General features: G+C 64.8%; 19 protein-coding genes. 17 read left to right on the forward strand and 2 right to left on the reverse strand.

The window, feature by feature from the left end; all coding sequences use genetic code 11:
• The first annotated feature begins 106 nt into the window (after positions 1–106).
• The 9 genes from EV679_RS02535 (at position 107) to EV679_RS02575 (ending at position 11,879) form a co-directional block, all read left to right on the forward strand.
• On the forward strand, positions 107–1,111 hold the full coding sequence (locus tag EV679_RS02535) for an ABC transporter substrate-binding protein (RefSeq protein WP_242611413.1): 1,005 nt from the start codon (positions 107–109) through the stop codon (positions 1,109–1,111).
• Positions 1,108–1,992, forward strand: a complete 885-nt coding sequence (locus EV679_RS02540) for an ABC transporter ATP-binding protein (RefSeq protein WP_130486445.1) — start codon at positions 1,108–1,110, stop codon at positions 1,990–1,992. Before EV679_RS02535 ends, EV679_RS02540 begins: the two co-directional genes overlap by 4 nt.
• Positions 1,985–2,818 carry an ABC transporter permease gene (locus EV679_RS02545; protein WP_127775316.1) on the forward strand — a complete coding sequence of 278 codons (834 nt, stop codon included), beginning with the start codon at positions 1,985–1,987 and terminating at the stop codon, positions 2,816–2,818. Before EV679_RS02540 ends, EV679_RS02545 begins: the two co-directional genes overlap by 8 nt.
• A gap of 25 nt (positions 2,819–2,843) precedes the next feature.
• Positions 2,844–4,199 (forward strand): LLM class flavin-dependent oxidoreductase, encoded by a 1,356-nt coding sequence (locus EV679_RS02550; protein WP_130486446.1) that lies wholly within the window; start codon positions 2,844–2,846, stop codon positions 4,197–4,199.
• 683 nt (positions 4,200–4,882) lie between these two features.
• Complete coding sequence (locus EV679_RS02555; protein WP_068367556.1) at positions 4,883–6,145, forward strand: putative Na+/H+ antiporter; 1,263 nt, start codon at positions 4,883–4,885, stop codon at positions 6,143–6,145.
• 306 nt (positions 6,146–6,451) lie between these two features.
• Positions 6,452–8,242 (forward strand): aspartate--tRNA ligase, encoded by a 1,791-nt coding sequence (gene aspS / locus EV679_RS02560; protein ID WP_068367555.1) that lies wholly within the window; start codon positions 6,452–6,454, stop codon positions 8,240–8,242.
• Between the two features lie 36 nt (positions 8,243–8,278).
• The gene (locus tag EV679_RS02565) at positions 8,279–9,142 is read left to right on the forward strand and encodes an endonuclease/exonuclease/phosphatase family protein (RefSeq protein WP_068367553.1); all 864 of its coding nucleotides are present in this window, start codon (positions 8,279–8,281) and stop codon (positions 9,140–9,142) included.
• A gap of 319 nt (positions 9,143–9,461) precedes the next feature.
• Positions 9,462–10,466 carry a lipopolysaccharide heptosyltransferase I gene (waaC, locus tag EV679_RS02570; RefSeq protein WP_130486447.1) on the forward strand — a complete coding sequence of 335 codons (1,005 nt, stop codon included), beginning with the start codon at positions 9,462–9,464 and terminating at the stop codon, positions 10,464–10,466.
• Positions 10,467–10,577: 111 nt separating this feature from the next.
• Positions 10,578–11,879 (forward strand): 3-deoxy-D-manno-octulosonic acid transferase, encoded by a 1,302-nt coding sequence (locus EV679_RS02575; protein WP_415777753.1) that lies wholly within the window; start codon positions 10,578–10,580, stop codon positions 11,877–11,879.
• 118 nt (positions 11,880–11,997) lie between these two features.
• On the opposite strand, the gene EV679_RS02580 is transcribed toward EV679_RS02575, so the two are convergent.
• Entirely contained in the window at positions 11,998–12,792 is a 795-nt protein-coding gene (locus EV679_RS02580; protein WP_068367549.1) for a type III pantothenate kinase, read from the reverse strand.
• Entirely contained in the window at positions 12,789–13,649 is an 861-nt protein-coding gene (locus EV679_RS02585; RefSeq protein ID WP_130486449.1) for a biotin--[acetyl-CoA-carboxylase] ligase, read from the reverse strand. The genes EV679_RS02580 and EV679_RS02585 overlap by 4 nt, the downstream gene beginning before the upstream one ends.
• 149 nt (positions 13,650–13,798) lie before the next feature.
• On the opposite strand from EV679_RS02585, the gene EV679_RS02590 reads away from it, so the two are divergent.
• The 8 genes from EV679_RS02590 to pbpC all read left to right on the forward strand — a co-directional run bounded on the left by EV679_RS02590 (position 13,799) and on the right by pbpC (position 26,616).
• Entirely contained in the window at positions 13,799–14,461 is a 663-nt protein-coding gene (locus tag EV679_RS02590; RefSeq protein WP_068367547.1) for an alpha/beta hydrolase, read from the forward strand.
• A 217-nt stretch (positions 14,462–14,678) separates the two neighbouring features.
• Positions 14,679–15,893 carry a D-alanyl-D-alanine carboxypeptidase family protein gene (locus EV679_RS02595; RefSeq protein WP_130486450.1) on the forward strand — a complete coding sequence of 405 codons (1,215 nt, stop codon included), beginning with the start codon at positions 14,679–14,681 and terminating at the stop codon, positions 15,891–15,893.
• 135 nt (positions 15,894–16,028) lie between these two features.
• Positions 16,029–16,922: a D-amino acid aminotransferase gene (locus EV679_RS02600; RefSeq protein ID WP_130486451.1), complete on the forward strand. Its 894-nt coding sequence runs from the start codon at positions 16,029–16,031 to the stop codon at positions 16,920–16,922.
• 87 nt (positions 16,923–17,009) lie between these two features.
• Positions 17,010–17,279: a DUF493 family protein gene (locus EV679_RS02605; protein ID WP_068367541.1), complete on the forward strand. Its 270-nt coding sequence runs from the start codon at positions 17,010–17,012 to the stop codon at positions 17,277–17,279.
• Positions 17,279–17,980 (forward strand): lipoyl(octanoyl) transferase LipB, encoded by a 702-nt coding sequence (gene lipB / locus EV679_RS02610; protein ID WP_130486750.1) that lies wholly within the window; start codon positions 17,279–17,281, stop codon positions 17,978–17,980. The genes EV679_RS02605 and lipB overlap by 1 nt, the downstream gene beginning before the upstream one ends.
• A gap of 166 nt (positions 17,981–18,146) precedes the next feature.
• The gene (lipA, locus tag EV679_RS02615; protein WP_068367538.1) at positions 18,147–19,172 is read left to right on the forward strand and encodes a lipoyl synthase; all 1,026 of its coding nucleotides are present in this window, start codon (positions 18,147–18,149) and stop codon (positions 19,170–19,172) included.
• A 78-nt stretch (positions 19,173–19,250) separates the two neighbouring features.
• Positions 19,251–24,203 carry an alpha-2-macroglobulin family protein gene (locus EV679_RS02620; RefSeq protein WP_130486452.1) on the forward strand — a complete coding sequence of 1,651 codons (4,953 nt, stop codon included), beginning with the start codon at positions 19,251–19,253 and terminating at the stop codon, positions 24,201–24,203.
• 76 nt (positions 24,204–24,279) lie between these two features.
• Positions 24,280–26,616 (forward strand): peptidoglycan glycosyltransferase PbpC, encoded by a 2,337-nt coding sequence (gene pbpC, locus EV679_RS02625; protein ID WP_130486453.1) that lies wholly within the window; start codon positions 24,280–24,282, stop codon positions 26,614–26,616.
• Positions 26,617–26,662: the final 46 nt, after the last annotated feature.

Raw genomic sequence — 26,662 nt, forward strand, 5'->3', positions numbered from 1 at the left:
GGCGGCGGCAAAGATACTGGCAAGGAGGTATCAAAACAATCAAATCTACGCGGGAATTCTCATGGTGCATTTTTGGAAATGGCCTGGCCAGGCCGCAGGAATTATTTTGTCCGCCGCCATGGCGGCAACGCCAATAGCGGCGGCAGCACAGGGGGACGGGCAGCCAGCCGCGCTGGAACAGACGGAAATCCGCTATCAGGGCTGGGCCGGACAGGTGATATGGATAGAATTGGCCGACGACCTGGGGTTCCTTGCGCCATTGCAGGCCAAATGGGTAGGCAATACGATCAGCGGGCCCCAGGACATTCAGGCGGTCGTGACGCGCGACACGGATATTGGCGGGGCATTTAATGGCGCAGTCGTCAAATTGCTGAGCAAGAAAGCACCGGTGACTGCCGTGATTGGTTATTACGGCGTCGACGATCATACCTGGACCGGTTATTACGTAACCGATGACAGTCCGATAAAAAGCGCGCAGGATTTGATTGGCAAGAAAGTGGCGGTCAATACATTGGGCGCGCACCACGAATTCATGGTGCGTGAATACCTGGAGCGTGCGGGTCTCAACGCCCAGGATGCCAAGCAGGTATCGCTGATCGTCACGCCGCCGGTCGCGGCCGAGCAAAGCCTGCGCAGCGCCAATGTCGACGTGGCGCAGCTGGGCGGCGTACTGCGCGATAAGGCGCTGGAGCGCGGCGGCATTCATCCGTTGTTTACCGACCAGGATCTGTTCGGCACCTTCACGGCGGGCAGCTATGTGCTGCGAGATGATTTTATTGCGAAGAACCCCAATACTACGCGCCATCTCGTGACGGCACTGGCCCGGGCGATAGAGTGGGCACGGGAGACACCGCCGGACGAGGTGCGGGCGCGCTATACGCGCATCATCAAGGAACGCCGGCGCGCGGAGAGTGCCGATGCGATTCCCTACTGGAAGAGTACCGGCGTGGCCCAGCCGGGCGGGCTCATCACCGATGACGAATTCCAGATATGGATCAATTGGCTGGTGAAGGATGGCCTGCTGCAGCCGGGCCAGGTCCAGCCGGCCAGCCTGTATACCAACCAGTTCAATCCTTATGCCGGAGCTGCCGGCGCCGGGGCGCAGCCATGAGCGCGCAGGCGGCAGGCCAGGCGCGGCATGGGGCGGTGAAAATCCGTTTCCAGCAGGTACGCAAGGAATTCCTGGTGCGCGCCGAGAACGGCACAAGGGATCAACGGTTCGTCGCGGTCGACGGGCTGGACCTCGAGATACATGCGGGTGAATTCCTGGTGCTGGTCGGGCCCAGCGGCTGCGGCAAGTCGACGTTGCTGGACTTGCTGGCTGGCCTGTCGCTGCCCACCAGCGGTCAGGTGCTGCTCGATGGGGTGCCGATACGTGGCCCGGCGCGTGACCGTGGCGTGGTGTTCCAGCAATATGCCCTGTTCCCCTGGCGCACCGCGCTGGATAACGTGGCGTTCGGCCTGGAGGTGGCTGGCCTGAACCGGCGCCAGCGGCGCGAACAGGCACTGCACTATCTGGACCTGGTTGGGTTGGGAGCCTTTGCCAGCCGTTACCCGCACGAGTTGTCCGGCGGCATGAAGCAGCGCGTGGCGATTGCGCGCAGTCTGGCTTACGACCCCCAGGTGCTGCTGATGGATGAGCCGTTTGCGGCGCTGGATGCGCAGACGCGAGAAACGCTGCAGGAGGAGCTGGTAGACATCTGGCAGCGGACCGGCAAGACCATCGTCTTCATCACGCACGGCATAGACGAAGCCGTGGTGCTGGGGCAGAGAGTGGCGGTCATGACATCTCGGCCAGGCCGCATCAAGCACATCGTTGATATTCCGGATGCTTTGCGGGCCGATGTCGATGATGTGCGGTCGCTGCCATTGTTTGGTGAGCTGCGCCATGAAATCTGGACGCAGCTGCATGACGAAATCAGTACGGCGCGCCAGGCACGCCGCGAGCGTATCGCACGCCAGCCATTGATCAAGGAGCCCAGCCATGTCTGAATCATCTTCTGCCGTCCTGCCGGCGGGCAAGCCCGTCCTGGCATGGCCTTCCTGGCCGCAACTGCAGGTACGCCTGGCCCGGCTGGCCTGGCGTTCGGCGTTGGTGTTGATCCTGATCGCCGTCTGGGAACTGGTGCCCCGCCTGGGCTGGATAGATCGCGTCTTCCTGCCGCCACTCAGCGAGGTGCTGGAAGCGGGCTGGGTGCTGGCGCTCAATGGCCAGCTTTGGGAGCACACCAGCGTTAGCTTGCTGCGCGCAGTCGGGGGGCTTGCTATTTCCGTGGCCTATGCCGTGCCGCTGGGCCTGGCGGTCGGCTGGTACGGGCGGCTGGGGGATTTTCTCAATCCGCTGATCGAGTTGCTGCGCAACACGGCGCCGTTGGCGCTGCTGCCGGTATTCATCCTGTTGCTCGGGATTGGCGAGGTCTCCAAAGTCAGCATGGTGGTATATGCCTGCTCCTGGCCGCTGCTGCTCAATACGATCGCGGCGGTCAAGCAGGTGGATCCCTTGCTGATCAAGTCGGCACGGACCATGGGGGCCACGCCCTGGCAATTGTTCAGCAAGGTCATCCTGCCGGCGTCGGTGCCGACGATTTTCGTCGGCATACGGTTGGCCAGCGCGTCGGCCATGCTGGTGCTGATCGCTACTGAAATGGTGGGGGCCAAGGCCGGCTTGGGCTATCTGATCATCTATGCCCAGTACAGCTTCCTGATACCGGACATGTATTTCGGCATCATCGCCATCACGGTGATCGGTGTCGTCCTGAACTATCTGCTGCAACGCCTGGAGCAGCACTTCACGACCTGGAAAGGGCAACCGGCCTGAGACACGGTCGGAAGGAGAACTGGATATGAGCAAGCAGGGACGCAGGCAATTGAAACTGGGCGCTTTCCTGATGGCACCGGGCCATCATGTGGCCGCCTGGCGCCATCCCGGGGCGCAGGCGGATCTGGGGCGGGATTTCGCCGCGTATGCGCGTATTGCGCAAGAGGCCGAGGCGGCGCGCTTCGATGCGGTATTCCTGGCCGATACCCTGTCTGCCGGCGATACCTCGGCCAGCGCCAGTTCGCGCACGGCGCGGGTGTCTTATTTCGAACCGTTGACGCTGCTGTCGGGCCTGGCGGCGGTGACGCACCGGATCGGCCTGATTGCGACGGTGTCGACATCATTCAACGAGCCATTCAATGTCGCCAGGAAATTTGCCTCGCTGGACCTTATCAGCCAGGGGCGGGCAGGCTGGAATCTGGTGACGTCGAATCATCAGTCCGAGGCGGACAATTTCGGTGCCGGCCGTCACCTGCAGCATGACCTGCGCTATGAGCGCGCCGAGGAGTTTGTCGATGTCGTGCTCAAACTCTGGCAATCCTGGGCGCCGGATGCTTTCCTGTACGACAAGCCTGAGGGTCGCTACTACGACCCGGCCAAGCTGCGTGATACCCGCCACGCTGGCCGGCATTTCCAGGTGCAGGGGCCGTTGCACGTGGCGCCGTCCGCGCAGGGGCATCCGGTCATCGTGCAGGCAGGCTCGTCGGGGCCGGGGATAGAGCTGGCGGCGCGCACGGCGGAAGTCGTGTTTACGGCGCAGCGCACCCTGGAGGAAGCGCAGGCGTTCTACCGAACCTTGAAAAGCCGGGTGCAGGCCTACGGCCGCGATCCGGACGACCTGAAAATCATGCCCGGCATTTTTCCAGTCATCGGCGCCAGCCGCACTGAGGCCCAGGAGAAGTTCGAGGCCTTGCAGGCCCTGATCCATCCGGAAGTGGCGGTACACCTTTTGTCCGACATGATCGGCTTCGATCTGACGGGCTATCCGGTGGATGGGCCGTTGCCGACCCTGCCGGTTTCCAATGGCGGGCAAAGCCGCCAGCAACTGCTGCTTGCCCTGGCGCGTGATGAAAACCTGAGCATCCTGCAATTGGCGCGCAAGATCGCCGGGGCGCGTGGCCATTGGCAACTGGTCGGTACGGCCAAGGATGTCGCGGACGAACTGGAGGCATATTTCGTGGGCGGCGGCGCGGACGGTTTCAATATCATGCCGCCCACTTTGCCCGGCGGCCTGACCGAGTTCATCGCCGGCGTACTGCCGGAATTGCGTCGGCGCGGCCTGTTCCGTGAAGAATATGAAGGCGATACCCTGCGCGCCAACCTGGGCCTGCGCGTGCCGGTGGACGTGGAAGCGGGTACCCGCAGCCGGGCTGCGGCCTGAAGACAGCGCCCTGGCCTGGCCGCGATACCGGGCCAGGCCAGGGTGGTGCCGGGTGATCGGGGTTGTCCCGCATTGAGCCGGGCGCAGGGCGAAAATGATGGCGATCCCCTGCGGCGCTATGTAGAATACGCAGCAGGGTGTTAGCCGCATATTGCGGCGAGACAGGTTCATGCGCTGGTCGGGCCGCCGCGCGGAGCCATCGCGTCCATGACTTCCGTCTGCCCGTGCGCCCGCGAACCCTTGCGTTCGTGCTGCCTGTGCCGCCTTCGCCGCCTGCGCCATCTTCACCTCCGTCCCCCTCTTTCCTGCAAGCGTCCGGCGCATGCCTGGCCGCGCCCCTGCGTGGCGCCGCAGGCGCTGCTGCCGTTCCGTCGTGCATGGGGCCGGCTTCCTTTTGTTCCTTCTGCTGCTTGCCTGCTTGGCCCGGCTATCCCGGCCCGGGTTGCCGTGGCGTTTCGGCGTGGCGCCGCGCCAGTCCGACCATGCGCCGAGTGCTGGCGCATGCGGCGCCTGAAGCCACCTGATCGGGTCGCCCGATCCGGCCGCCTGATCCGGGCGGCTGATGCCGGGCTGCCGGTCGCCAGCGGCCACTGCCGCTGAACGAGACTCGAACAACAAGAGACAAACCGCCCGATGCACGGCTCCTGGAAGGCCGTCCGGGCACAGATTACGGATATTCCCCCATGCAGGTTTCAACTCTGGAAATCCTGGCGACCGCCTTGTTCGCCATTGCCATCATCCATACGTTTTCCGTGCCGGTGTTCGCCCGGCTGGCGCACCGCAACGGCCCGCATGCTGGGTTGTGGCACATGTTCGCCGAGGTCGAGGCCGTCTTCGGCCTGTGGGCCTTTGCCTTCCTGGTCGGCATGGCAGCGCTGCAGGGCGCCGGGCCGATGATCGAATACATGGACACGCGCAACTTCACTGAGCCGCTGTTCGTGTTCGTCATTATGGTGGTGGCTTCCAGCCGGCCCATCATCGAACTGGTGGGCGTTGTGGTGCGCGCCCTGGCGCGCCTGCTGCCGGTGCCACGCGAACTGGCGCTGTTCTTCGTCACCATGTCGGCCGTACCCCTGGCCGGGTCGTTCATTACCGAGCCTGCTGCCATGACGCTGGCGGCGCTGCTGTTGCGCGATGCCTATTTCCGGCGTCCGGGCCAGGCCGGCTTCAAGTACCTGACGCTAGGGGTGTTGTTCGTCAATGTCTCCATCGGCGGCGTCCTGACCTCCTATGCCGCGCCGCCTGTCCTGATGGTGGCCTCCACCTTCGGTTGGGATAGTACTTTCATGGCGGCGCATTTCGGTTGGCGTGCCGCGCTGGCCGTGGTGATCAATGCCTCCCTGCTGACCCTGGTCTGCCGCCGGGTGCTGCTGGCCGGGGAAGTGCAGGCCGGCAAGCAGCAAGACGTGCAGGTGCCCTGGATATGCACGCTGGTGCATCTGGCTTTCCTCGTCTGCATTGTCGTGACGGCGCATCACCCAGCGGTTTTCCTGGGTCTCTTCCTGATGTTCATGGGCTATACGCAGGCCTACAAGCGTTTCCAGTCGCCACTGATGCTCAAGGAAGGGCTGATGGTGGGCTTTTTCCTGGCTGGCCTGGTGGTGCTGGGCGGCATGCAGAAATGGTGGTTGCAGGACCTGCTGGGCGGTCTTGCTCCCCAGGTACTGTTCTGGGGCGCGACGCTGCTTACGGCTGTAACGGACAATGCGGCCCTGACCTATCTGGGGTCGCTGGTGGACGGCACCTCGGAGGCCTGGCGCTATATGCTGGTGGCCGGCGCCGTGACGGGCGGGGGGCTGACGGTCATCGCCAATGCTCCCAATCCGGCGGGCTACGCCATCCTCAAGCATGCGTTCCCGGATGGCAGTATTTCCGCCGGGCGCCTGCTGCTGTCGGCGCTGGTGCCGACAGCCGTGGCGGCGGCCATGTTCCTGCTGCCGGTCTGAATCCGGCGCAGGGGCCGGCCGGGCTGGCCAGAGGCACTGCTTTGTCCTGATATCGTGCGCAAACGGACGGTTGTGGCAGGCGGGATGAGGGCGGCCGGCGCAGACTTGTCCATGTCTGTCACGGCCACCTGCACAAAAGAGGCTAAAATCGTGTTTTTCCGGCTGGCCTCTCCTTTGGGCGGGGGCCGGCGCCAGCGTGGCGGCGCCTTGTGTGCCGCATCATGCGCCCGGGCCTGCTGCGCTTACGCCATGCCCGCCCCGGCGGACAGTCCGAACCAAACAAGTTCATACACGGAGTTTCCTCGCATGCGTACCTGCTACACCGGCCAGGTTTGTCGCGACCATCTCGGCCAGACCGTCACCTTGTACGGCTGGGTGCATCGTCGTCGTGATCACGGTGGCGTGATCTTCATCGACCTTCGCGACCGCGAGGGCCTGGCCCAGGTGGTGTTCGACCCCGATGGCGTCGAGTCCTTTGCCATTGCCGAACGCCTGCGCAACGAGTTTTGCGTGCGAGTCACCGGCCTGGTGCGTGCCCGCCCCGAAGGCACGGTCAATAAAGACCTGAAATCCGGCGAAATCGAAATCCTGTGCCGCGAGGTCGAAATCCTCAACGCCTCGGTCACGCCGCCGTTCCAGCTCGATGACGACAATCTGTCCGAAACGACCCGCCTGACGCACCGCGTGCTGGACCTGCGCCGCCCGCAGATGCAGCGCAACCTGATGCTGCGCTACCGCGTGTCCATCGAAGTGCGCAAGTACCTCGACAGCCTGGGCTTCATCGACATCGAAACCCCGATGCTGACCAAGAGCACGCCGGAAGGCGCGCGCGACTACCTGGTGCCCTCGCGTGTGAACGCCGGCCACTTCTTCGCGCTGCCGCAATCGCCGCAGCTCTTCAAGCAGATGCTGATGGTGGCCGGTTTCGACCGTTACTACCAGATCACCAAGTGCTTCCGCGACGAAGACCTGCGCGCCGACCGCCAGCCTGAATTTACCCAGATCGACTGCGAAACCTCCTTCCTCGATGAAGTCGAGATTCGCGCGATCTTCGAAGGCATGATCCGCTCGGTCTTCAAGTCGGTGCAAGGCGTGGACCTGGCCGAAAGCTTCCCCACGATGACCTGGGACGAAGCCATGCGCCGCTATGGCTCGGACAAGCCCGACCTGCGCGTCAAGCTGGAATTCACCGATGTCACCGATGTGATGCGTGACGTGGATTTCAAGGTATTTTCCGCTGCCGCCAATGCGCCGGGCAGCCGTGTCGTGGCGCTGCGCGTGCCGGGCGGCGCGGCCCTGTCGCGCAGCGAAATCGACAGCTACACCCAGTTCGTCGGTATCTATGGCGCCAAGGGCCTGGCCTGGATCAAGGTCAATGAAGTGGCCAAGGGCCGCGAAGGCCTGCAGTCGCCCATCGTCAAGAACCTGCACGATGCCGCGCTGGCCGAACTGGTCAAGCGCAGCGGCGCCCAGGACGGCGACATCATCTTCTTTGGCGCCGACCGCGCCAAGGTCGTGAACGACGCCATTGGCGGCTTGCGCGTCAAGATCGGCCACAGCGAATTCGGCCGCAACAACGGCCTGTTCGAAAGTGGCTGGAAGCCGCTGTGGGTGGTCGATTTCCCGATGTTCGAATACGACGAGGAAGACGATCGCTACGTGGCGGCCCACCATCCCTTCACCAGCCCCAAGGACGGCCACGAGGATCTGCTCGAAACCGATCCGGGCAAGGCGCTGGCCAAGGCCTACGACATGGTGCTGAACGGCTGGGAAATCGGTGGCGGTTCGGTGCGTATCCACCGTGCCGAAGTGCAGAGCAAGGTGTTCAATGCGCTGAAGATCGGCCCGGAAGAAGCCCGCGAGAAATTCGGCTTCCTGCTCGATGCGCTGCAGTATGGCGCGCCGCCCCATGGCGGCCTGGCGTTCGGCCTGGATCGCATCGTCACCATGATGACCGGCGCCGAGTCCATCCGTGACGTGATTGCCTTCCCCAAGACCCAACGTGCGCAGTGCCTGCTGACCCAGGCGCCGTCGGAAGTTGATGAAAAGCAATTGCGCGAGTTGCATATCCGCCTGCGCCAAACGGAAGTGAAGTAAGCTTCCAGTTACCATGAAGCCTCGGGAGGCGCAGGCATGTCAGTGATCCGGGTCGTCAGCTACAACATCCACAAGGGACGTTCGGCGCTGGGCAGTCGGGAATCACTGTATGACTTGCGGCTGGGGCTGCATGGGCTCAGCCCGGACCTGGTCTTCCTGCAGGAAGTCCAGGGCCGCAACGACTTGTCGGGCGTGCTCGATGCGCAGCACGAATCCCTGGCGGCGGGGCTGGATCTCCAGGTCGCGTATGGCCGCAACGCCGTCCGCGACCACTCCGAGCATGGCAATGCACTGTTGTCGCGCTATCCCATCATCGGCCACGAAAACCAGGATATCTCCGACCATAAGCTGGAGCAGCGCGGGCTGCTGCACGTGCGGGTGGAACTGGATGGCCACGAGGTGCATTGCTTCGTGGTGCACCTGGGCCTGTTCGCAGGCAGCCGGGTGCGGCAGATCCAGGCCTTGATGGAGCGCATCAAGACCCAGGTGCCGGGTGATTCCCCGCTGCTGATCGCGGGCGATTTCAACGACTGGCAGAACAGCCTGTCGCCGCTGTTCGTTGAGCAGCTCGGGGTCTATGAAGTCTTTGCGAATGCGCCGCGTGCGCAGGGTGTGGGCCTGCCCAGGCTGCGAGAATCCGTGCGCGCCATCAGCAATACGCTGCGTGGCCAGGGCCGCGGCGCTGGCGAGGTGGAGCACCGCGTCAACCAGCTGGGCATGGGCAGTTCTTCGCGCCTGGTGCCGCCGCCACGCACTTTCCCCGCCGTCTTCCCCTGGTTCCGCCTGGACCGCATTTACCAGCGGGGCTTTGCCGTGCGCAGCGCCCGGGTGTTGCGCGGCCAGCCCTGGGGCAAGTTCTCCGATCATTCCCCTATCCTGACCGAACTCGAACTGCCCTGAGGCTGCTGTCCTGGCGCTGGTCGCGCCCTTGGTGGCAAGGCCCTGGGCAGCGCGGTTCCGGTGTGGCGCAGAGGGCTGTTGCGCCTGGTGGCGAGGCGGCTCGGACTTCCAGGCTGTGTTTCTTCTCGGCCGCTTTTTTTGCCTGGCGTTTTTTTTCGGTACACTGCAAGACATACCTGTTTTCAATTGTTGCCATACTGTCATGTGTGGCTGAATTCCTGTTTTTTGCCGCTAGGCCATTCCGGGGCGCAGGCACCTCCTTGCGGGGCACCTTGCGGACGGCATGGCGAAGAGGCTTTTTTGCACGGCCGGAAACTGCATGAATCGTATTCTTCTAGTGCGCACATCGTCCCTGGGGGACATGATTCACGTGCTGCCGGTAGTTTCAGATATTCAGCGTCATTTCCCTGGCGCCACCATAGATTGGGTGGCGGAAGAGGCGTTCGCCGAAATCCCTGCCTGGCACCCCGGCGTCAACGAGGTCATCAAGGTGGCGCACAGGCGCTGGCGCAAGAGCTGGTGGGCACCCGAGGTCAAGGCGGAACGCGAAGCCTTGAGGGAGCGTCTGGGGCGCTATCACTACGATGTCGTCCTCGACATGCAGGGCATGCTCAAGACCGTATGGGTTGCACGCCAGGCTCAGGGGCGGCGTCATGGGCTGGACTGGAAATCCGCGCGCGAAGCGATTGCGTCGCTGTTCTACGATGTGAAACACCGCATCGAGTTCTGGCAGCCCGGCGTTCTGCGCCAGCGCCAGCTGGGCGCCAAGACATTTGGCTACAACCTGGATGCGCCGCCGGATTTCGGCCTGTCGCGCTTCCTGATCCGGCCAGAGCCGCCTGCGTCCTTTGTCGAAGCCTATGAGCAGCGCGAAGCTCCCTATGCCGTGATCATGCCGTCTGCCAGCCGCCCGGAAAAGCGCTGGGCCGACGCTCATTGGCACCAGGTTTTCGCGCAACTGCGCCAGGCCGGCCTGCAACTGCGCATTGTGTCTGGCAGCCAGGCGGAGTTTGAGTGGGCGCAAGCCCTGGTGCAGGATATGGACGGCGTGACTGTCCTGCCGCGCATGGCCTTGACGGAAGTGGCGCAGCTCCTGGCCGGAGCGCGTGTGATGCTGGGCCTTGACACTGGGCTGACGCATCTGTCTGCAGCCTTGGGACGCCCGACCATAGGCATTTATACCGACTCCACTCCCAGGCGCGGCGGCCTGGTGGGTACTGCTTACACGGCCAGCCTGGGCGACAAAGGCCAGCCGCCCGACTACGAAGCCGTCAGGCGCGCCATCGAGCAGGCCATGGGGCCGACGGTAAGCTTGCCGATTTAATCCGGAGATGTCATGAACACGCGCCCAAGCGCAAGCCCTGGTCAGCAGGCCGAGGGCCAGCGAGGCAGTTCCCCTTCGGAGCCGCCCATTTCTTCAACGAGCGTGGAACGGCTGGCCAGGCTGCTGTACTGCTGTCTACTGTATCTGTTGGCGCCATTGGCATGGTTGATGCTGGCCCGCCGTGGCCGCCGTGCGGGCGGCCGCTGGGAGGTGCTGGGGGCCGGGCGCTTCGGCTACTACGGCCGCCAGCAGGCGCCAGCGCGTACCGGGGCGCAGTGGGTGCATGCCGTCAGTGTCGGGGAGACCCGGGCGGCGCAGCCCCTGGTGCAGCAAATCCTCGCTGCTGGCCATCCGGTATTGCTCACGCACATGACGGCCACTGGCCGCGCCGAGGGCGAGCGCCTGTTTGCCGCTGCCATTGCATCTGGCCAGTTGCAGCAAGCCTGGATTCCCTATGATTTCCCTGGTGCTACGCGTCGTTTCCTGGCGTATCACCAGCCTGCCCAGGGCATATTGATCGAGCGTGAAATCTGGCCGAATTTGCTGGCTGCTGCGCGCCAGCGTGGCTTGCCCGTAGCCCTGGCCAGCGCGCGCTTTTCCGGCAAATCACTGCGCCAGGCGCGCCGTTTTGCCTGGCTCATCCGGCCGGCCCTGCGGGGCTTGGCGCCGGTGCTGGCGCAGACCCAGGCCGACGCCGGACGCCTGACGCTGGCCGGTGCGCGGAACGTGCAGGTCGTGGGAAACCTGAAATTCGACCAGCAGGTGCCGGCACGCCAATTGCAGGCGGGGCGCGGTTGGCGCATCCGTCTGGGGCGGCCGGTTATCCTGATTGCCAGCACGCGGGAAGGGGAAGACGTCCAGATCGCGCAGGCGATTGCCGCCTTGCTGCGTGCGCACCTGGCGGCTGCGGATTGCCTGTTCGTCCTGGTGCCGCGTCACCCGCAAAGGTTTGATTCCGCGGCTGCCGTGCTGGCAGAGCGCGAATTGCCCGCCCGGCGTCGCAGCGAAAGCGAGGAAGTGCCGCTGCCCGGGCTGGAAACGGCCGTGCTGCTGGGCGATTCCATGGGGGAGCTGGCGTTCTTCTATGCGGCGGCGGATGTGGCGATCGTGGCTGGCAGTTTCGAGCCCATGGGGGGCCACAACCTGATAGAAGCCTGTCTGGCCGGTGCGCCGGTCATCGTGGGGCCTCATACCTTCAATTTCAAGGATGCGGTGGAAGATGCCCTGGCACGTGGCGCCTGTTTGCGGGCCGGCGATGCCGACGCTGCCGTGAAACTGGCCTGGGATCTGGTGTGCAATGATGCGCGCCGTACCGCCATGGCAGCGCGCGCACGGCAGTGGGCCGACAGCCATACAGGCGCCACGGCGCGCATGATGACCGCCTTGGGCCTGGACGCGGCACCTGCCGCCTGATTTTTCTGCCTGAGTTTGTTGCCTGAGTTTGCCGCTTGAGTCCGCAGCCTGACACTGTATTTTGAACGGGTTCTTCCTTATGCGCTTGTCTCCAGGCGCATAAGGGGTCGGGCAGAGCTCACGCGGGGGCGTTACCAGCCAGGTGTGCCAGGCCGTCCAGCACGGCATGCGGCACCAGTTGCGGGACAATAGGGGGCAGGTTCGCCAATGCGGCCAGGCTTTGCAGCAGGCTTTCCACTTCGCCGGCCAGTTGCGGCCAGTTGCCGCCGGACACGAAAAGCTGCGGCGCTGCGTCGCAATGCTGACGCAGCGCCAGCCATTGGCGCAGCACGGCCCCGGCCTGAGCGGCGGCCATGCCGCTGGAGATGGCGTCATGCGTATTGGTCGGGAAATTTTGCAGATCGCCGGCAGCCAGCGGCAGGTGGGCCGTGCCCTGGGCCAGGCTGCGTCGCATCATGGCTGCGCCGGGCAGAATCAATCCGCCCAGAAAGCCGCCTTCCGGGCTGATGGCGTCTATCGTCGTGGCCGTGCCGAAGGTGGCCAGCAGCAGGGGCGTGCCGGCCTGGCGGCGCTTGTGCCAGATGCCCAGCAGCGCCGCCCAGCGGTCCGCGCCCAATTGCCCTGGCGCGTCGTAGCCATTGTGCAGTCCGAGGGCGCTGGCAGCCGGCTTGAGCCATTCCAGCGCGCAGCCTGCGGCGGCAAGGATGTCCGCCAGGCGCTGTCCGAGCGCCGTGCCGGCCACATTGACGCCACAGGCTTGCCGGAATGGCGGTTGCTGCGCCGCAAGCCAGCCAGGCAGCACGGTCGGAATGTCTTCATGGGCCAGCGACAACACGTCCGTGGCCCGGCCATCCGGCGCGCTCCAGGCCGCCAGCTTGATCCGGGTGTTGCCGGCATCTATCAATAGTTTCATGCTTGGGCCCTGACGGAAATCTCGCCGACGGTAATTGCATCCATGCCCAGGGCGTGGCGCACTTGCAAACGGCCGAACCCGTCCAGTCCGGCGGCTGTGCCGGACAACAGTACCCGGCCGTCCTCGATGACATTGACCTGCCGGCTGGCCAGCGCGTCCATGCTGGCATGCCGGTCCAGAAAGGGCTGGAAGCCTGCGGTTTCATGCAGGTGCACGGCGGCCTGCCAGGCGCTGGCGACGTCAACGGCCAGTTGCACGGCCATATCCAGCCATTGCTCGGCGCTGCCGGGGGCGGCGCCGCTGACCTGGCTCCAGTCGGCCACGGCGCGGCCGAAATGCTGGCTGACCACCGCGGCGTCGCGCAGGTTTACGCCCATGCCCATGACGACAGCGCGCTGGCCCGTGGCGGGTTGGCGGGCGGTTTCCACCAGGATGCCGGCCAGCTTGGCGTCGCCGTACTGCAAATCGTTGGGCCATTTCATCAGTACCTGGCCGGCATTGTCACCTGCGTGGCGTCGCAACGCTTCGCAGGCGGCAATGCCGGCAACCAGGGACAGGCTGGGCAACAGTGCGGGCGCGGCAGTGGTGGGGAAGGCACAGGAAAGCATCAGTGCCGCGCCTGGCGCGGCATTCCAGGGGCGTCCAGCACGGCCCCGGCCCTGGATCTGCAGGTGCGCGCCCAGCAGCCAGGGCAGGGCGGGTGGGGTGGCCTCGCGGATCAGGGTCATCAGGTCCGCGTTCGTGGAACCGGTTTCCTCAACCCAGCGCAGCATGCCAAAGTCCGCGAGCCTGGGGGCCAGCGCGGACTGCAGCATGGCGGCGGCAGGCAGGGCAAATGGGGCAGTGGGCATACTCATGGCGGCGATTTTATAGGAATTGGCCGCGACCGCCTTTGGCACAGTGGGAAAGCGCTGGCCGGCTGGCTGCCGGGCCTGCATGCGGCCGGCCGCGCCGGTATGATTCGTCCTGTATGTATTCGCCGTGGGCGGCGACAGGAGGACAGACTATGGCAGCAAGAACGGAAACTGAAATCTTCGAGGGCGAAGCCGGCCGCATCGACTGCGCGCTGGACTGGCCCGACGGTGAGGTCAAGGGGTGGGCATTGGTGTTGCACCCCCACCCCCTGCATGGCGGTGCGCGCGGCAACAAGGTAGTGACGACTATCGCGCGTGCGGCCAACCAGCGCGGCCTGCTGGCCGTGCGCCCCGATTTCCGTGGTGTGGGGCAGTCCGAAGGCAGCTTCGACCATGCACGTGGCGAAACCCGCGACATGATTGCGCTGGTCGAGCAGTTCCGTACCCGCTACCCCGATGCTGCCGCAGGCGCGTGGGCGCTGGGTGGATTTTCCTTTGGCACCGCCGTGGCGGCGCATGTCTACGATGCCTATGCGCGCCAGGAGCGCGCGCCGGATGCCTTGCTGCTGGCGGGGCCGGCAGTGGCGCGTTTTCCGCTGGAAGGCCAGGAAGAAGCCCGGCGGGTGCCGCTGGACCGCACGCTGCTGGTGCATGGCGAAGTGGATGACGTCGTGCCCCTGGCGGAAGTGTTCGACTGGCTGCGCGCCGATGGTGTGCCGGTTACTGTCGTGCCCGGGGCTGGCCATTTCTTCCATGGGCATCTGATCACCTTGCGTGGCCTGGCCGAAGCGCACATCGCCAGGCTGTGCGGCTGAATCCCGGGAATGCCGGAACTTGGCAGGAACTTTGCGGGGCGAGTGCCGGTCACAAGGCATTGCTATGTATGCGGTGGCGGTATCGTTACAGAGGGTTTCCGCCGTTGGCTTTCTTGTGCCGGCGGGAAGGTGAGACAATAACCGCTTCCATCCTGAACCCCGTCCGGGGGCCGGGCGGTAATCCGCGCCTCCGGATTCGTCTTTTCTGCTTTTATCCATGACAGCTGCTTCTCACAAGAAATCCCCATGGCGTCCCGTGCGGCGTACCCTGGTGACGCTGGCGCTGGCCGCTGCGCCATTGCTGGCCACCGCCCAGACTACCGCGGCGCAGGCGCCGGGTATGCCGGCCGCAGTCGCCGAGCTGTCGTCCATTCCTGCACCGGTCATCGCGGCACGCGCCTGGATCTCCATCGACGTTACCAGCGGCCAGGTGCTGGCAGGTTCGCAGCCGGACATGCGTGTCGAGCCGGCTTCGCTGACCAAAGTCATGACGGCCTATCTGGCTTTTGCTGCGCTGGATGAAAAGCGCGTGACGGCCGACCAGCAGGTGGCCGTGTCGCAGCATGCCTGGAAGACCGGTGGCTCGCGCATGTTCATCGAACCGCGCAAACCGGTGACCTTCAATGAATTGCTGCAGGGCATGATCGTGCAGTCGGGCAACGACGCATCGGTCGCAGTGGCCGAGACCATTGCCGGTAGCGAAGCCGTGTTCGCCGACCTGATGAACAAGGAAGCGAAGCGACTGGGCATGACCGACAGTCATTTCATGAACGCCACGGGCCTGCCCGACCCGCAGCACACCACGACGGTGCGCGACCTGGCGACCCTGGCGACGGCGCTGATCCGCGACTATCCCCAGTATTTCGGCTTCTACAAGCAGCGCGAATTCACCTATAACAACATTACCCAGCCCAATCGCAATCGTCTGCTCTGGGCCGATCCGTCTGTCGATGGCATGAAGACGGGCTTTACCGACGCCGCAGGCTACTGCCTGATCGCGACGGCCATGCGCGGTGACCGCCGCATCCTGACGGTGGTTGTCGGTACCGACAGCGACGCTGCGCGTGCCGAGGAAAGCCTGAAGCTGCTCAACTGGAGCTTCCAGAACTTCGATACCGTGAAGGTCTTCGCCGATGACAGCGCCAACCTCGTGGTGCCGGTGCGCGAAGGCAAGGAAGATACGGTGCAGCTGGGTACGTCCGAGCCGCTGTGGCTGTCCGTGCCGCGTGGCCGCGCCCAGGACGTCAAGCCCGTGGCCTCGCGCCCGGACCCCTTGCTGGCGCCGCTGCATGTCGGCCAGGAGATCGGTACGGTATCGCTGTCGCTCGACGACAAGGTCCTGACCACTGCGCCGCTCGTCGTCAAGCAGGATGTCGAGCGTGCCGGTTTCTTCGGCCGCCTGGTGGATAACGTCAAGTCCTGGTTTGATTGATCCACGCCGGGTGCGGGGCTGACCCGCGCCCGGGGGCCGTCCCTGTCTTCGGGCAGGGCGGCTACCCGCCTGGCATGGCAGTTTCCTTCGTGGCCTTTTTCCCGTTCCTGCGGTTAAACGCCGCAAGGAGTAGCAATGATTCCAGGCATGGCAGCCGATACGCTGGTCTATCTGAATGGCGCTTATCTTCCGGTAGGCGAAGCGAAGATTTCCGTCCTCGACCGGGGGTTCATCTTCGGCGACGGTATCTATGAAGTGGTGCCTGCCTATCAGGGCCGGCCGTTCCGCATGGACGAGCACCTTGCCCGCCTGGCGCGCAGCCTGGCTGCGATACGTCTGGAATTGCCCATGGGCATGGCAGGGGTGCGGCGCATTGTCGAAACCTTGATCGCACGCCAGGCAGCCGAGAACTGCATTGTTTACTTCCAGGTGACGCGCGGCGTTGCGCGCCGCGATCACCCGTTTCCCGTGCCTGCGCCCGAGCCCACGGTTTTCGCCATGGCGACGGCTTTCCGGCGCCCGGATGCGGCGGCCCGCGAGCGCGGGTTGTCGGTCATCAGCATCACCGACGAGCGCTGGTTGCATTGCGACATCAAGTCCATTTCCCTGCTGGGCAACGTGCTGGCCAAACAGGCGGCCGTGGAGGCCGGTGTCGATGAAGTGCTGCAGTTTCGCGATGGCCTGCTGACGGAAGGCTCGTCCTGCAACGCCTGGGTGGTGCAGGGCGGCAAGTTGCTGGCGCCGCCGCTGGGGCCGAAGATTCTCGAAGGCATACGCTACGGGCTGATGCTCGAACTGGCCAGGGAGGCGGGCATAGAATTCCAGGCCCGCGACATCACGCGGGCGGATGTGGAAACCGCTGACGAGCTGCTGCTGACTTCCGCAAGCAAGGAAGTCCTGCCTGTCCTGCGCCGGGATGGCGCCGCGGTTGGCGCAGGCGTGCCTGGCCCGGTGTTTCGACGCCTGGCGCAGGCGTATGATTCCCGTATTGAAGCCTTAATGGCGCAGCCGCCAGTGACGGCCGCCTGATAGGTGGCTTGATCCTGGCAGCCGATGCCAGGTGTTTGCCGGCGCTGTCCGAGAGGGCGCCGGGCCGTTTTTATTTGGAGCCGCAGTATGACGACCCCGCAACAACCCGCTATCGAGTTCCCGCTGGATTTCCCCATCAAGGTCATGGGGCGCCAGCATCCGGAGCTGGAAGACCTGCTGAGTGCAATCGTGCGCGAACACGCGCCGGATTTCGATTCCGCGAACGTGGAACGGCGCCCCAGCAGCGGCGGCAATTATGTCGGGCTCACCTTCACGGTACGGGCGACGTCGCGCGAGCAGCTCGATAACCTGTATCGCGCGCTGCATGGCCATCCCATGGTGGTCTATCTGCTGTGATGGCCGAAGCCGTGCATTCCGCGCCAGTGGCAACGCCGGCGGATTGCACCCGCTGGCTGGCCGGGCCGGTTGCCTACCTGCCGGTCTGGGAAGCCATGCGCAGCTATACCGAAACGCGTGGCGCCGATTCCGCCGATGAGATCTGGCTGACCGAGCACGCACCGGTCTATACGCTGGGTCAGGCGGGCAAGCCCGAGCATCTGTTGTGTCCAGGCGACATCCCTATCGTGCAATGTGACCGTGGCGGACAAGTGACCTATCACGGTCCGGGGCAGATCATGGCCTATGTCCTGTTCGATTTGCGCCGGGCCGGCATCCATGTGCGCGACTACGTCTACCGTCTGGAGCAGGGCGTACTGGATGTGCTGCATGGCTGGGGGCTGGCAGGCGCCTGCCGGCAGGCGGGCGCGCCGGGTATTTATGTGCCGTTGGACGGCTTGCCGCCGGCACCCGCCATGCCTGGCCAGCCCGCGCCAAATGTGGGAAAGGTCGCGGCGCTGGGCGTCAAGATCCGCAACGGCAGGGCCTACCACGGCGTATCACTCAACCTGGCGATGAACCTGGAACCGTTCGATCGTATCAATCCCTGCGGGTACGCCGGACTGCGTACCGTAGACCTGGCCGGCCTGGGTATCCGCCGTGACTTCCAGGGGGCTGGAGACGAACTTGCCGCCAGCCTGTGGCGTGCGCTGCGCGCCTGACGGTGGCCTGGGCTGGGCCATGGCCAGCCTGCGCGCAGCGCGCGATAACCTTGTGTAACCATCCCTGGGACTGGCGCAGCGGGCCAGGGGTAGTAAACTGGCGCTATTCCTCATTCTTACTGCGCCACACGGCCGAATCCGTGTTGCGCTGCAAAAGATCCTACGCATGAGCCAATCCGCAGAATCCGCCCAAATCGCCGTGCCGGCTGCCACTGGCGCGGTGCAGCCCGCTGCCGCCGCCGCGCAGCCGGCTTATGACCCGACCCAGAAACAGAAGTCGCAGGCCAAGACCGCGCGCATTCCCATCAAGATCGTGCCGGTGGAGCGGCTCAAGAAGCCGGAGTGGATCCGAGTCAAGGCGGCGACGCCCGGTTCGCGCTTCTACGAGATCAAGAAGATCCTGCGCGAACACAATCTGTTTACGGTCTGTGAAGAAGCGTCCTGCCCGAACATCGGTGAATGTTTCGGCAAGGGTACGGCGACCTTCATGATCATGGGTGACAAGTGCACCCGGCGCTGCCCGTTCTGTGACGTCGGTCATGGCCGCCCCGATCCGCTGGATGTCGATGAGCCATTGAATCTGGCGCGTTCCATTGCGGCCATGAAGCTGTCCTACGTGGTCATTACCTCGGTGGACCGCGACGACCTGCGCGACGGTGGTGCCGGGCACTTCGTCGAGTGCATCCAGCGCATCCGCGAGCTGTCGCCCAATACGCGCATCGAAGTGCTCGTGCCGGATTTCCGTGGCCGCCTGGAGCGCGCGCTGGATATCTTCGATATCGCGCCGCCCGACGTCATGAACCACAATCTGGAAACCGTGCCGCGCCTGTATCGCCAGTCGCGTCCGGGCTCCGACTACATGCATTCGCTCAAGCTGCTGGCCCAGTTCAAGGAACGCCAGCCGCATATCCCGACCAAGTCCGGCCTGATGCTGGGCCTGGGGGAGACCGACGAGGAAATCCTGCAGGTCATGCGTGACATGCGTGAGCACAATGTCGACATGCTGACCATCGGCCAGTACCTGCAGCCTTCCGAGCACCACTTGCCCGTGTTGCGCTATGTGCATCCCGATGTCTTTGCCATGTTCGAACGCGAGGCCTACGACATGGGCTTCAGCCATGCCGCCGTCGGCGCCATGGTCCGTTCTTCTTACCATGCTGACCAGCAGGCGAACGCCGCTGGCGTGAATTGATGACTTCCTGTCGTTCCTGATTTCTGGCCGCCGTGGCGGCCAGAAACAGGGTTCCCTTCTTTTTCTGGAATTTCCGCCATGTCGTTCAGGACTCTTGCCGTAGCCCTGTCGTTGCTGGTATTGGCCGCCTGCGATCGCTCGTCCGACACGCAAGCCCCCGCGCCAGCCACTTCCCCGACCGCCGCTTCGGAACAACAGGCGCCTGCCGCTTCGGCGCCGCGAGCGGAACTGAGCGCAGAGGAGCGCGCCGAGCTGGCACGGGTGTACGCTGGGCGCTGGCTGGAAGTGCTCGATATCTCGGAAATTCAGCAGGACGGCGCTGCGACGCTGGCCGTAACATTCTCGGCGCCGCTGGATCCGCAGCAGAAGCTGGATAATTACCTGAGCGTTTCCGACCAGAGCAGTGGCAAGGTCGATGGCGCCTGGCAATTGTCCCGCAACCTGATGACGGCCACGCTGGGGCCGCTGTCGCCGCGCCGGACGCTGGACGTGACGGTTTCTGCCGGCTTGTCCAGCCTGGGCGGCACCCGCCTCCAAAAGGATAACAGGGAGACGATCAAGACCCGTGACGCCGATCCGGTCGTGGGCTTCGCGTCCAGCGGTTCGCTGTTGCCGACGGAATTGGTCGACGGCCTGCCCGTGATGGCGTTGAATGTCGACAAAGTGAATGTCGACTTCTTCCGCGTCCGGCCGGAGAACCTGGTTTCGGTGCTGGAGTACGGCAATATTCGTGGTGGCATGGATCTTTGGGATGCCGACTATCTGACCAGAAGCGCCGATCTGGTGTATTCGGGGCGCTTCGATCTGCATACCAAGCCCAATATCCGCGAGACCGTGCTCCTGCCATTGGGCAGCATCGAGCCACTCAAGCAGCCGGGCGTCTATTTCGCCGTGATGCAGCGGGCGGGCAGCTATCAGTATTCCTTGCCCACCACCCTGTTCAGCCTGAGTGATATCGGCCTTTCGGTGCACCGCTACCATGACCGCATGCTGGTCCTGACACAGGCGCTGACTGGTGGCAAGCCGAAGTCCGGGGTGGAAGTCTCGGTGCATGACAAGGACGGCAAGGTGCTGGCCAGTGGCAGCACCGACAGCCATGGCATGCTGGAATTGCCGCAGAAAGAAGAAGCCCGGCTGGTCATTGCCCAGCAGGATGGCCAGACCACCTTGCTGCGCCTGGCCACATCGGTTCTGGACCTGTCTGAATTCAAGGTGCAGGGGCCGCCATCGGGCAGCCTGAATTTCTTCATGTTCGGCCCGCGCGATCTCTACCGTCCGGGTGAAACCGTGCCTATCAATGCCTTGCTGCGTGACGCCGACGGCAAGCCCGTTGCCGCGCAGCCAGTCGCGGTGGAGGTCATGCAGCCGGATGGCAATGTGCGCTTGCGCTTTACCTGGACGGCAGACAGCGGCGGCCTGTACCAGCGTGATCTGGCCCTGCCATCCGATGTGCAGGCCGGGTTGTGGACGGTGCAGGCTCGAACTGGCAACGGCGATGTGCATACCTACACGTTCCATATCGAGGATTTCATGCCCGAGCGCATGAGCCTGGCGTTGGAAGAGCCCGCCGAGCTGCTGCAGCCGGCGGACGAGGTGGCGTTCGGGATAGAGGCCCGCTATCTTTACGGTGCGCCGGCCGGCGGCAATCGCCTGTCGGGGCAGATCTACGTCGCGCCATTGCGCGAAGCGGTCGCCGCCTTGCCTGGCTATCAGTTCGGCCGGGTGGATGAAACCGGGCTGACCCAGACCATCGAGCTGGAACCTTCGGTGCTGGCCGATGACGGAACTGCAGTGATTTCGCAGCCTTCGCAGTGGCGCGAGGTGCGTTCGCCGGTACAGATCACCTTGCAGGCCAGCGTCCAGGAAACCGGGGGCCGGCCGGTAACGCGCCGCCAGTCGGTGGCCGTCTGGCCGGCAGAGCGTCTGCCGGGCGTGCGCCTGGTCAATGTCGACAGCGATGGCAGCGTGGATGCGGATAGCCTGGCCGAGTTCAATTTTGTCTTGGCTGACCGGGAAGGCAAGCGCCTGGCAAGCAAGGGGCTGATCGTCCGCCTGGTGCGTGAGCGCCGTGATTATTACTGGAGCTACGGCGGTAGCGACGGCTGGGGCTACCGCTACGATGAAAAACATTTTGTCGTGGACGAACGCACGCTTGATGTCGCCGCCGGACAGTCCGCCGAGGCCGGCTTTATGGTGGAGTGGGGCCCTTACCGCGTGGAAGTGGAAGACCCGGTCACCGGCCTGGTTTCCAGCGAACGATTCTGGGCCGGCTATCGCTGGCAGGATACCGGCGAAGGTTCCGGCGTGGTGCGTCCCGACCAGGTTGCCCTGACTTTGGACAAGGCGTCCTACCGTGCTGGCGACGTGGCCAAGGTGACAGTGGCGCCGCCCGTTGCCGGCAGCGGCTATCTCATGGTGGAGTCTGCGGAAGGCCCCTTGTGGTGGCAGGCCATAGACGTGCCCGCCGAAGGCCAGGTATTCGAGATTCCGGTGGCGCGTGACTGGGATCGCCACGATCTGTATATCAGCGCATTGGTCTTGCGCCCCGGTGAGCGCAAAACCGTGCAGACGCCCAAGCGTGCCGTGGGCGTGTTGTATTTGCCGCTGTCTCGCGAAGACCGCAAGCTGAACGTGACGCTGGAAGCACCGGGGCAGATGCGCCCGGAACGCGCCTTGACCACGCGAGTGCAGGTCAAGGACGAGCAGGGCAAGCCGGTGGCCAATGCGCATGTCCTGCTGTCCGCAGTGGATGTGGGCATCCTCAATATCACCGAATTCAAGACCCCTGACCCGTACACCGCCTTCTTCGGCCGCAAGCGTTACGGTGTCGATCAGATGGACATGTATGGCCGCCTGATCGAAGGCGGCAATCTGCGCCAGGCCTCGCTGGCCTTCGGCGGGGATGCCACGTCCACGCCTGGCGGCCTGCCGCCGCTGACCACGGTCAGGCTGGTGTCGCTGCTGGCGGCCCCGGTAAAGACCAGCGAAGAAGGCTATGTGGACGTCAATGTCGACGTGCCGGATTTCAATGGCGAGCTGCGTGTCATGGCGCAAGTCTGGAATGACGCTTCCTACGGCGCCAGCGAAGCTGCCACGGTCGTGTCTGCGCCGTTGGTGGCGGAACTGGCTGCGCCGCGTTTCCTGGCCGGCGGCGACCGCAGCACCCTGGCGCTGGATCTGCATAATCTGTCTGGTGCAGTCCAGGATCTCGATATCAAGTTGGAGTTCAGCGGTTCGCTGGCGGCTGATGGTGAGCGCGCCAAGGGCACCAGGCTCAAGTTGGCCAATGGCGCCAAACGCACGTTGGACATCCCGATCAAGGCCGTGGGTGGCTTCGGCCAGGGCACTGTCGCCGTGAAGATCAGTGGCCTGAAGGTGGACGACGATGCCAGCGGCACCCTGGCGCGCGACTGGCAGATCGGTGTGCGTCCGGCCGTGCCCGCGCAGACACGCAAGTTCCGGGCCGTCCTGCCGGCGGCGGGTGAGGCCTGGACCCTGCCTGCCGATATGGATGGTGGCTGGCAGGAGGGCGGCCTGCAGGCCGTGCTCGACCTGTCATCGCAACCGCCGCTGAATGTCGCCGAACAGGTGCGGGAACTGATTGCCTATCCGTACGGTTGCACCGAGCAGACCGTCAGCGGGCTTTACGCTTCGCTGTACCTGGACCAGGCGGCGCTCATGCGTCTGGGCGTGAAGAGCGAACCGGACGAGCAGCGTCGCAAATCGGTAGATATCGGTATCCAGCGTCTGCTGTCCATGCAGCGTGCCGATGGCGCCTTCGGCTTGTGGAGCCCGGAGTCGCCCGAGGCGCACTGGGTGACGGTGTATGCGACTGATTTCCTGCTGCGCGCCAAGGCGCAGGGACACGAGGTGCCCGCCTTCGCGCTGGAACAGGCAACCCGCAAGCTGCAGTCCTACCTGACTGACGGCAATGTTGGCCTGGACTTTCACTCGGAGCGGCCGGCACATGCGATCTTCGCCGTGCGCGCCTATGCCGGATCGGTGCTGGCGCGCAGCAAGCAGGCGCCGCTGGCCAGCCTGCGCGCGCTGTTCGAGCGCAGGGACGTGGCGCTGTCCGGCCTGCCGCTGGCGCATCTGGGCCTGGCCCTGATCGCCATGGGCGACAGCCAGCGCGGAGAAATTGCGTTGCGCGAGGCACTGGGCAAGCAACGTCCGGAAAACTATTGGCTGAATGATTACGGCAGCCAGCTGCGCGACGGGGCCGCCATCCTGCAACTGATGCTGGAAAGTGACGCCTTGCCGACCGAGCGCAATCAGCTGTTGTTGTCGGTCGCAGACCTGATGCACGATAAGCGCTGGCTCTCGACGCAGGAACGTGCCTCCTTGCTGCTGGCCGCAGTGCGGCTGGATCAATCGACCCAGCCGCGCTGGACCGCCACCTGGGAAGCCGGTGCCAGCAGCGAGACGATTTCTTCCGATCGCGCTCGTGGCGTCATGGTGCCTGCGGCAGACCTGGCAGGCCATGCCCTGACGCTGCGCAATGAGGGCGAGACGGAACTGTACGCAGGCCTGACGCTGCGCGGCTATCCGAAAACCGTGCCACAGGCGCAAAGCAACGGCATCTCCATCCGGCGCCAGTACCTGGATACGGCAGGCAATGCAATCAACCTTGCCGATGTCCGCAGTGGCGAGCTGATTCTGGTATCCATCAGCGTGCGCGCTGATATTTACGTGCCCGATGCGTTGGTCGTGGACCTGTTGCCTGCCGGCCTGGAGCCGGAAAACCAGAACCTGGCAAATGCCTCCGCCAGCTTGGAGCAAGCTGGGGGGCAGGTCAATGATCTGTGGCAGCGGGCGATGCAGACCAACATCATCCACCAGGAATACCGGGATGATCGCTACGTGGCGGCGCTGCCGTTGTCGCCCAACACGAACACCAGCCTGTTGTACCTGGCGCGCGCAGTGACGCCGGGCATCTATCTGGTGCCGCCGCCCTTTGTCGAGTCTATGTACACGCCGTCGCGCAATGGCCTGGGTGCGGCGCCAGGGCGCATGACCATCAAGCCCTGACAGGCCGGATGGCAATGGGCAAGGTGCAACAGGGTGCGGGAGCAGGGCCGCACCCGACAGGAAGGGCCGCACGGCCGTGAGCGCGAAGCGAGCCGGCCATTGGCGCCGCCGGTGCGCCTGGGCGGCGGCAGGCCTGCTGGTGGCCGTGGCGCTGCTCTGGCTGGCAGACCGCTGCTTTCCCTTGCCCATGCCTGCGGCCGCGACGGCTCGGGTCGTGCTGGCCGAAGACGGCACGCCGCTGTGGCGCTTTGCTGATGCCGATGGTGTCTGGCGTTACGAGGCCAGGCGCGAGGATATATCGCCGTACTACATCGAAGCCCTGTTGGCCTATGAGGACCGCTGGTTCTGGCAGCATCCGGGCATCAATCCGGTCGCACTGGGCCGCGCCACCTGGCTTAACCTGCGTTATGGCCGGGTCGTTTCCGGCGGCAGCACGATTTCCATGCAGGTGGCGCGCCTGCTGGACCCGCATCCTCGTACGGTGGCCGGCAAGCTGCGCCAGGTATGGCGTACCTTGCAGTTGGAATGGCACTATTCCAAGGAAGATATTCTCGAGCTCTACCTTAATCGGGCGCCTTTTGGCGGGGTGCTGGAAGGCGTGGCGGCCGCCAGCTGGACATACCTGGGTAAATCCCCGGCGGAGTTGAGCCGTGCCGAGGCGGCGTTGCTGGCAGTGCTGCCGCAGGCTCCCAGCCGGCTGCGGCCAGATCGCCATCCGGAGCTGGCGCAGCAGGCGCGCGACAAGGTATTGGCGCGCATGGCCGAACAGGGCATCTGGAGCGCGGCGGAGGTCGAGGAAGCCCTGATGGAACCGGTGCACCTCTTTACCCTGCCCAGGCCGCAGGCGGCGCCGTTGTTGGCGCGCAGGCTGGTGCAGCAGCAGGGGGCGGCCCCGGTGATACGCACCACCATAGATGGCATGCTGCAATTGCGTATTGAACAGGCCATGCAGCGCTGGAAAGCCACCTTGCCGCCGCGCGTATCCGCAGCGGTGCTGGTGATAGAGCATGACACCATGGCCGTGCGCGCCTACGCCGGGTCGGTGGATTTTCTGGATACTGCCCGCAACGGGCAGGTCGATATGGTGACGGCGATACGCTCGCCTGGTTCCACTCTCAAGCCCTTCCTGTTTTCACTGGCGCTGGACGAAGGCCTGATCCATTCTTCCTCGTTGCTGCAGGATGTGCCGCGCCACTATGGCGAGTACCGGCCACAGAACTTCGCTGCGGATTTTTCCGGGCCGGTGTCGGCAGCCGAGGCGCTGTCGCGTTCGCTGAATCTGCCCTTGGTGCAATTGCTCGAAGCCTATGGCCCGGTGCGCTTCGCCACCGAGTTGCGCGAAGCCGGGCTGCCTTTGCGCCTGCCGCAGCAGGCAGTGCCCAATTTGTCGCTGATCCTGGGCGGTGCCGGTACGTCACTGGAGCAGTTGGTTGCGGCCTATAGCGTCTATGCCCGGGGTGGCAACATGGCGGCGCCGCGCTATGCGGATGACGACCCGCTGCTTGAGCGTCGCCTGATTTCTCCCGGTGCCGCATGGATTACGCGCCAGGTGCTGAGCGGCCGCCTGACGCCGGACCAGCCGGCGGCAGGCGCCAATGCCCTGGCCTGGAAAACCGGCACGAGCTATGGATTCCGTGATGCCTGGGCGGTGGGTGTCGGGCCGCGCTATCTGATCGGTGTCTGGGTCGGCCGTCCCGATGGGGCACCGGTGGCTGGGCAGTTCGGGCAGGCTGCTGCGGCGCCGCTGCTGTTTCAGATACACCGGCTGGCGCATCGCGAGAGTGCCAGCCTGGCCCGGCAGATGGCGGCTGGTGCCCCGGCACAGGTCGGGACGGCGCGCATCTGCTGGCCCTTGGGGCAGCCGATGCCGGAAGGCAGCCCGGATTGCCGCCAGGCGCGCCAGGCATGGGTGCTCGATGGCGTTACGCCGCCGACGCTATTGGCGGGCGACCAGCGTCCTGGCGCCGGCCTGCTGCTGGATTACTGGGTGTCTGCCGCAGGCTTGCGAGTGGCGGCGGCCTGCCCTGGGGCGCGGCCAGCCAGCATGGTGGCCTGGCCGCAGCCGCTGGAACCCTGGTTGCCGCGACAGGAACGCCTGTCCGCGCGCCTGCCCGGTGTCGACCCGGCCTGCCCGCCACCGGTTGTGGATACCGGCACGCCATTGGTGATCCTGGGCGTGCGCGAGGGTGACCGCCTGCGCCGCCCGGCGCGCAGTCAGGCACCGGTGACGCTCAACCTGAGCGCGCTGGGCGGCAGCGGCCAGCGCTGGTGGTACATGAATGGCCGGGCATTGCAGGAACGCGAGCTGGCAGGACTGCTGAAAGTGGCGCTGCGCCAGCCCGGACGCTACCGCATCACCTTGCTGGATGAAGCTGGGCAGACCGCCAGCGTGGGTTTCGAGGTGCTGGAGTAGCATCTTTGCCATGGTCCTGCCTCAGCGGCACTGGGACAGTTCAGGG

It is taken from the genome of Kerstersia gyiorum (genome assembly GCF_004216755.1).
GTDB lineage: Bacteria > Pseudomonadota > Gammaproteobacteria > Burkholderiales > Burkholderiaceae_B > Kerstersia > Kerstersia gyiorum.

Bases quoted from the DNA above. Each gene is read 5' to 3' on its own strand.
- EV679_RS02540 (WP_130486445.1), top strand. From the start codon at position 1,108: ATGAGCGCGCAGGCGGCAGGCCAGGCGCGGCATGGGGCGGTGAAAATC.
- EV679_RS02545 (WP_127775316.1), top strand. From the start codon at position 1,985: ATGTCTGAATCATCTTCTGCCGTCCTGCCGGCGGGCAAGCCCGTCCTG.
- EV679_RS02550 (WP_130486446.1), top strand. From the start codon at position 2,844: ATGAGCAAGCAGGGACGCAGGCAATTGAAACTGGGCGCTTTCCTGATG.
- EV679_RS02555 (WP_068367556.1), top strand. From the start codon at position 4,883: ATGCAGGTTTCAACTCTGGAAATCCTGGCGACCGCCTTGTTCGCCATT.
- aspS (WP_068367555.1), top strand. From the start codon at position 6,452: ATGCGTACCTGCTACACCGGCCAGGTTTGTCGCGACCATCTCGGCCAG.
- EV679_RS02565 (WP_068367553.1), top strand. From the start codon at position 8,279: ATGTCAGTGATCCGGGTCGTCAGCTACAACATCCACAAGGGACGTTCG.
- waaC (WP_130486447.1), top strand. From the start codon at position 9,462: ATGAATCGTATTCTTCTAGTGCGCACATCGTCCCTGGGGGACATGATT.
- EV679_RS02580 (WP_068367549.1), bottom strand. From the start codon at position 12,792: ATGAAACTATTGATAGATGCCGGCAACACCCGGATCAAGCTGGCGGCC.
- EV679_RS02585 (WP_130486449.1), bottom strand. From the start codon at position 13,649: ATGAGTATGCCCACTGCCCCATTTGCCCTGCCTGCCGCCGCCATGCTG.
- EV679_RS02590 (WP_068367547.1), top strand. From the start codon at position 13,799: ATGGCAGCAAGAACGGAAACTGAAATCTTCGAGGGCGAAGCCGGCCGC.
- EV679_RS02595 (WP_130486450.1), top strand. From the start codon at position 14,679: ATGACAGCTGCTTCTCACAAGAAATCCCCATGGCGTCCCGTGCGGCGT.
- EV679_RS02600 (WP_130486451.1), top strand. From the start codon at position 16,029: ATGATTCCAGGCATGGCAGCCGATACGCTGGTCTATCTGAATGGCGCT.
- EV679_RS02605 (WP_068367541.1), top strand. From the start codon at position 17,010: ATGACGACCCCGCAACAACCCGCTATCGAGTTCCCGCTGGATTTCCCC.
- lipB (WP_130486750.1), top strand. From the start codon at position 17,279: ATGGCCGAAGCCGTGCATTCCGCGCCAGTGGCAACGCCGGCGGATTGC.
- lipA (WP_068367538.1), top strand. From the start codon at position 18,147: ATGAGCCAATCCGCAGAATCCGCCCAAATCGCCGTGCCGGCTGCCACT.
- EV679_RS02620 (WP_130486452.1), top strand. From the start codon at position 19,251: ATGTCGTTCAGGACTCTTGCCGTAGCCCTGTCGTTGCTGGTATTGGCC.